The organism is Micrococcus sp. (assembly GCF_030523875.1).
In the GTDB taxonomy this organism is placed as follows: Bacteria; Actinomycetota; Actinomycetes; order Actinomycetales; family Micrococcaceae; genus Micrococcus.
On sequence record NZ_JAUNHR010000121.1, the window covers coordinates 1 to 4,785 of the forward strand.

Sequence of the window (4,785 nt, forward strand, 5' to 3'; positions counted from 1 at the left end):
GGGCCGGCCCGGCGACGCCGCAGCCGGCCGTCACCGCCCCCAGGGCCACCGCGGCGGCCAGGCGGGCGGCACGGCGCCACGGGCGGGACGGGGACGCGGACGGAGCAGGGGGTCGGCTCAGGTGCATGAGGGCATCCTCTCAGGATCCGCTCCGGGGGCGGCCGATGCGACGGGCCGACGTCATGGGAGGTGGGATGATGGCGGCCATGCCCTCCTCCCCTCCGGCCGCTCGCGTGCCCCTGCCGCGCGAGATCAAGGTGATGGTCGCGGCGGCCTTCGTGATCGCGATCGGGTTCGGCATCATCGCGCCCCTGCTGCCCCAGTACGCGGAGATGTTCGCGTCCGACTTCGCCAACCCGGCCACCGCCGTCGCCGCCGTGGTGTCCGCCTTCGGGCTCACCCGCCTGATGTTCGCGCCCGTCTCCGGGCGGCTCACCAACCGGCTCGGCGAGACCCCCGTCTACATGACGGGCGTGCTGATCGTGGCCGCATCCATGTTCCTGATCGCGTTCGCGCAGGACTACCGGCAGCTCCTGCTGTACCGCGCGCTCGGCGGCGTCGGCTCCACGCTGTTCACGGTCTCCGCCATGGCGTTCCTGGCCAGCAAGTCCCCGCCCGCCATCCGCGGGCGGGTCTCCGGCGCCTACGCCTCGGCGTTTCTGGTCGGCAACATCGTGGGCCCCATCGTGGGATCCGTGCTGTCCGTGTTCGGCTTCCGCGTCCCGTTCCTGATCTACGGCAGCTCCCTGGTGATCGCCGCGGGGATCGTGTTCGTCATGCTCAAGGACGCGCGCCTGCAGGACCGCGCGCGCACGACGCCCCGGCCCGTGATGCCCCTGCGGGAGGCCCTCGGCCACCGCTCCTACCGGGCGGCGCTGGTCTCGATGTTCGCCAACGGCTGGGCCACCTTCGGCGTGCGCAACGCCATCACGCCCCTGTTCGCCGCCTCGGCGTTCACGGGCTCGGCCCTGCTGGGCTGGTCCATCACGGAGGAGAACCGCCAGCTCATGGCCGGGCTCGCGCTGTCCGTGTTCGCGGCCGGCAACGTCCTGGCCGTGACGTTCAGCTCCCGCCTCTCGGACGTGCACGGCCGCAAGCCTCTGATCCTGGTCGGCCTGGCCGTGATGGCCGTGTCCACCGGGGCCATCGGCTGGATGGGCTCGCCGCTGCTGTTCCTCGTCTCCTGCGCCCTGGCCGGCGCGGGCACCGGCACCCTCAACTCCCCGCAGCAGGCGGCCGTGGCGGACCTGGTGGGCCAGGGCCGCCGGGCCGGGCCCGTGATGTCCACGGGCCAGATGTCCGGGGACCTGGGCGCCATCCTGGGCCCGCTGCTCGTGGGCCTCGTGGTGGACATGGCCGGCTACGGCTGGGGCTTCGTGGTGACGGGGGCGGTCATCGCCGTCGGCGCCCTCGCGTGGCTCCGCGCCCCCGAGACCAATCTGCCCGTCGTCCCCGGCGGCCCGCGCACCGGGGCCCTGCCGAGGATCGACCCCGACGACCACCCGCACCCGCCGGAGGGCCGGCACGCGGGCTGAGCCCGCCTGCGCCCGGCACGACGACGCCCCCGGACCTGCGCGGTCCGGGGGCGTCCTCGTGCGGGCCGAGGGGCCGGGGTCAGGCGGCGGGGCTCACGCCGAGACGCCGTCCTCGAACTCGGGCAGGCGCTCGCCGACCCCCAGCAGCTGCGCGATCGCGGAGACGGTGCGCTCGGCGGCCCGGCCGTCGCCGTAGGGGTTCACGGCGGTGGACATGGCCCGGTAGGACAGCTCGTCCTCGAGGAGCCGGGAGACCTCCGCCACCACGCGCTCCTCGTCGGTGCCGATCAGGCGCACCGTGCCGGCGGTGACGGCCTCGGGGCGCTCGGTGTTCTCCCGCATCACGAGCACGGGCTTGCCCAGGGACGGGGCCTCCTCCTGCACGCCGCCGGAGTCGGTGAGCACCACGGTGGACAGGGACAGCAGGTGGGTGAACTCGCCGTACGCCAGCGGCTCGGTGACCAGGATGTTCCCGAGGCCCTCGAGGGCGGGCAGGACCGCCTCGCGGACCACCGGGTTGCGGTGGGCCGGCAGGACGAACGTGACGTCCTCGTGGGCGCGGGCCAGGCGGGCCAGCGCACGGCCGACGCCGCGCATCGCGTCCCCCTGGTTCTCGCGCCGGTGGGTGGTCACCAGCACCACGCGGCGGCCGGAGGCCTCGAGCTCGGCGAGGCGCTCGTCCTCGAACGGCACCTGCGCCGCCACGGCCTCCATGAGCGCGTCGATCACGGTGTTGCCCGTGACGTAGACGTCCTCGGACCGGACCGCCTCGCGCAGCAGGTTGTCACGGCTGACGCGGGTGGGCGGCAGGTGCAGGGCGGCGATCTGGCCGGTGATCTTCCGGTTCGCCTCCTCGGGGAACGGGGAGAGGATGTCGAAGGAGCGCAGGCCCGCCTCGGCGTGGACCACGCGGATGCCGCGGTTGAAGGCGGCCACGGCCGCGGCGGTGGAGGTGGTGGTGTCCCCCTGGACCACCACGGCGTCCGGGCGCTCCTGCTCGAGGACGGCGTCCAGGCCGTCGAGGGTGCGGGCGAAGACCCCGTTGAGGGTCTGCCGCGGCTGGATGATGTCGAGGTCGTGCGCGGGCTCGATGCCGAACAGCTCGTTGACCTGGTCCAGCATCTCGCGGTGCTGTCCCGTGACGGTGACGACGCACTCGAAGCGCTCGTCCGCCTGGAGCGCCTGGACGATCGGGGCGACCTTGATGGCCTCCGGGCGCGTTCCGTAGATGGGCATGACCTTGGGCACGGGGCTCTCCTGGGTCTCGACGTCGAGCCGCGCCCGGACACGGGCACGGCACCGACCGGGCGGTCCCCGGTCGGTCCCACTCTACGCAGGGCCGGGGTGCGGATCCCGCTCCGCGCAGGGCGGCTTGCTAGACTCCCGGGGCGCGACCGACCCGGCCGCCGACGTTCCCCTGGACCGATGGAGAGAGGGTGGATCCGCATGGCCGACTCCGCTGAGGCCGAGCACCGCGGGGCGGCCGAGCCGGCCACGCAGGTGCTGCGCGTGGACGGCGCGGGCCTGGCCCGCGTGGGCGCCCGCCCGAGCCTGGGGCGGTACATCGCCTCGCTGTGGGACTTCCGCTCCTTCATCCTCTTCGACTCCCGTTCGAGGATCGCCGGGGCCACCTCCACGAACGCGCTGGGCCGGATCTGGATGGTGCTGAACCCGATCCTGGACGGCGCGGCCTACTTCCTGGTCTTCGGACTGATCCTCCAGGCCGGGCGGAACATCGAGAACTTCATCGGCTACCTCGTGGTGGGCGTGTTCCTGTTCCGCTACACCTCCCAGGCGATCGCCAACGGATCCCGCTCGATCTCCGCGAACCTCTCGATCGTCCGGGCCTTCCGCTTCCCGCGGGCCACGCTGCCGATCGCCACCAACCTCCGCGAGCTTCTGCTGTTCCTGCCCACGCTCGCGGTCATGGTCGTGCTCGTCCTGGCGATCCCCCCGCTCGAGCACATCACATGGCGCTGGCTGCTGCTCGTGCCGCTGCTGGCCGTCCAGACGCTGTTCAACCTCGGCCTGTCCCTGCTGCTGGCCCGCGTGGTGGCCCGCTGGGCGGACTTCGCCAACCTCATCACGTTCGGCACGCGGATCTGGCTGTACCTGTCCGCGGTGTTCTTCAGCGTGGACCGCTTCGAGAACCACCCGGCCCTGCTGACCGCCATGCACCTGAACCCCATGTACTGCGTGCTGGACATCGCGCGGCAGTCCCTGCTCTACGCCACGGACGCGGACCCGATGCGCTGGATCGTCCTGCTCGCCTGGACCGTCGTCCTGCTGGTCGTCGGCACCCTGGTGTTCTGGAGCGCCGAGGAGACCTACGGGGAGGAACGATGAGCACGCAGACCGAGGCCGAGGTGACCCGTCCGGCGGTGGTGGTGGACCAGGCCGGCATGACCTACACGGTCCGCTCGGCCGACGCGGTCCAGGGCGGCCGCCGGGTGGGCAGCGGCGTGCGCACCACCGCGGTGGAGGCGCTCAAGCCGCTGTCCCTCGTGGTCCAGCGCGGCGAGTCGGTGGGCGTGATCGGCACCAACGGCTCCGGCAAGTCCACCCTGATGAAGCTGATCACCGGCCAGATCCACCCCACCACGGGCCGGGTGTACGCCTCCACCACCCCGGTCATGCTCGGCGTGAACGCCGCGCTCGTGCGCCAGGTCTCCGGCGAGGACAACATCCGCCTGGGCTGTCTGGCCATGGGCATGACCCGCGCCGAGGCCGCCGCCAAGCGGGACGCCGTCGTCGCGCTGTCCGGCCTCGACGAGCGGGCCCTGCAGCTGCCCCTGAAGGCTTACTCCTCCGGCATGGCCTCCCGTCTGCAGTTCGCGATCGCCACATCCGTGGACCCGGACATCCTGGTGATCGACGAGGCCCTGAACACCGGTGACGCGCAGTTCCGCGAGCGCACCCGCCGTCGCCTGGACGAGCTGCGGGAGCAGGCCGGCTGCGTGTTCCTGGTCAGCCACTCGCTGAGCACCATCCAGGAGATGTGCCAGCGGGTGATCTGGATCGAGCGCGGCGTCCTCACGATGGACGGCCGCCCCGAGGTCGTCACCCGCGGCTACAACCTGTACGTGCGCGCCAAGTCCCATGACCGCGAAGACGAGGCCCGCGAGATCCTGGAGCGCAAGCAGGCCGAGGTGCTCCGGCAGCGCGTGGCCTGGGCGGCGGGGAAGCCCCCCACGGGGACGACGCAGGGGTGAACGGGACCGCCGCGGGGCTGCGCGGGGCCGGTGCGTCC

General features: G+C 72.8%; 4 protein-coding genes. 3 read left to right on the forward strand and 1 reads right to left on the reverse strand.

Annotated features, from left to right (window positions below):
* Window positions 1-206: 206 nt before the first annotated feature.
* Complete coding sequence (locus Q4D18_RS11105; RefSeq protein ID WP_303128386.1) at window positions 207-1,535, forward strand: MFS transporter; 1,329 nt, start codon at window positions 207-209, stop codon at window positions 1,533-1,535.
* A gap of 93 nt (window positions 1,536-1,628) precedes the next feature.
* Here Q4D18_RS11105 and wecB read toward each other — a convergent pair whose 3' ends face one another.
* Entirely contained in the window at window positions 1,629-2,783 is a 1,155-nt protein-coding gene (gene wecB, locus Q4D18_RS11110) for a non-hydrolyzing UDP-N-acetylglucosamine 2-epimerase (protein WP_303128409.1), read from the reverse strand.
* Window positions 2,784-2,981: 198 nt separating this feature from the next.
* On the opposite strand from wecB, the gene Q4D18_RS11115 reads away from it, so the two are divergent.
* Both Q4D18_RS11115 and Q4D18_RS11120 read left to right on the forward strand, forming a co-directional pair.
* The gene (locus Q4D18_RS11115) at window positions 2,982-3,881 is read left to right on the forward strand and encodes an ABC transporter permease (RefSeq protein WP_303128412.1); all 900 of its coding nucleotides are present in this window, start codon (window positions 2,982-2,984) and stop codon (window positions 3,879-3,881) included.
* A complete protein-coding gene (locus tag Q4D18_RS11120) occupies window positions 3,878-4,747 on the forward strand; it encodes an ABC transporter ATP-binding protein (RefSeq protein WP_303128415.1) in 870 nt (289 codons plus the stop codon). Before Q4D18_RS11115 ends, Q4D18_RS11120 begins: the two co-directional genes overlap by 4 nt.
* The last annotated feature ends 38 nt before the right edge of the window (window positions 4,748-4,785 follow it).

Coding starts and splice junctions, on each gene's coding strand:
- Q4D18_RS11115 (WP_303128412.1), top strand. CDS start 2,982: ATGGCCGACTCCGCTGAGGCCGAGCACCGCGGGGCGGCCGAGCCGGCC.
- Q4D18_RS11120 (WP_303128415.1), top strand. CDS start 3,878: ATGAGCACGCAGACCGAGGCCGAGGTGACCCGTCCGGCGGTGGTGGTG.
- Q4D18_RS11105 (WP_303128386.1), top strand. CDS start 207: ATGCCCTCCTCCCCTCCGGCCGCTCGCGTGCCCCTGCCGCGCGAGATC.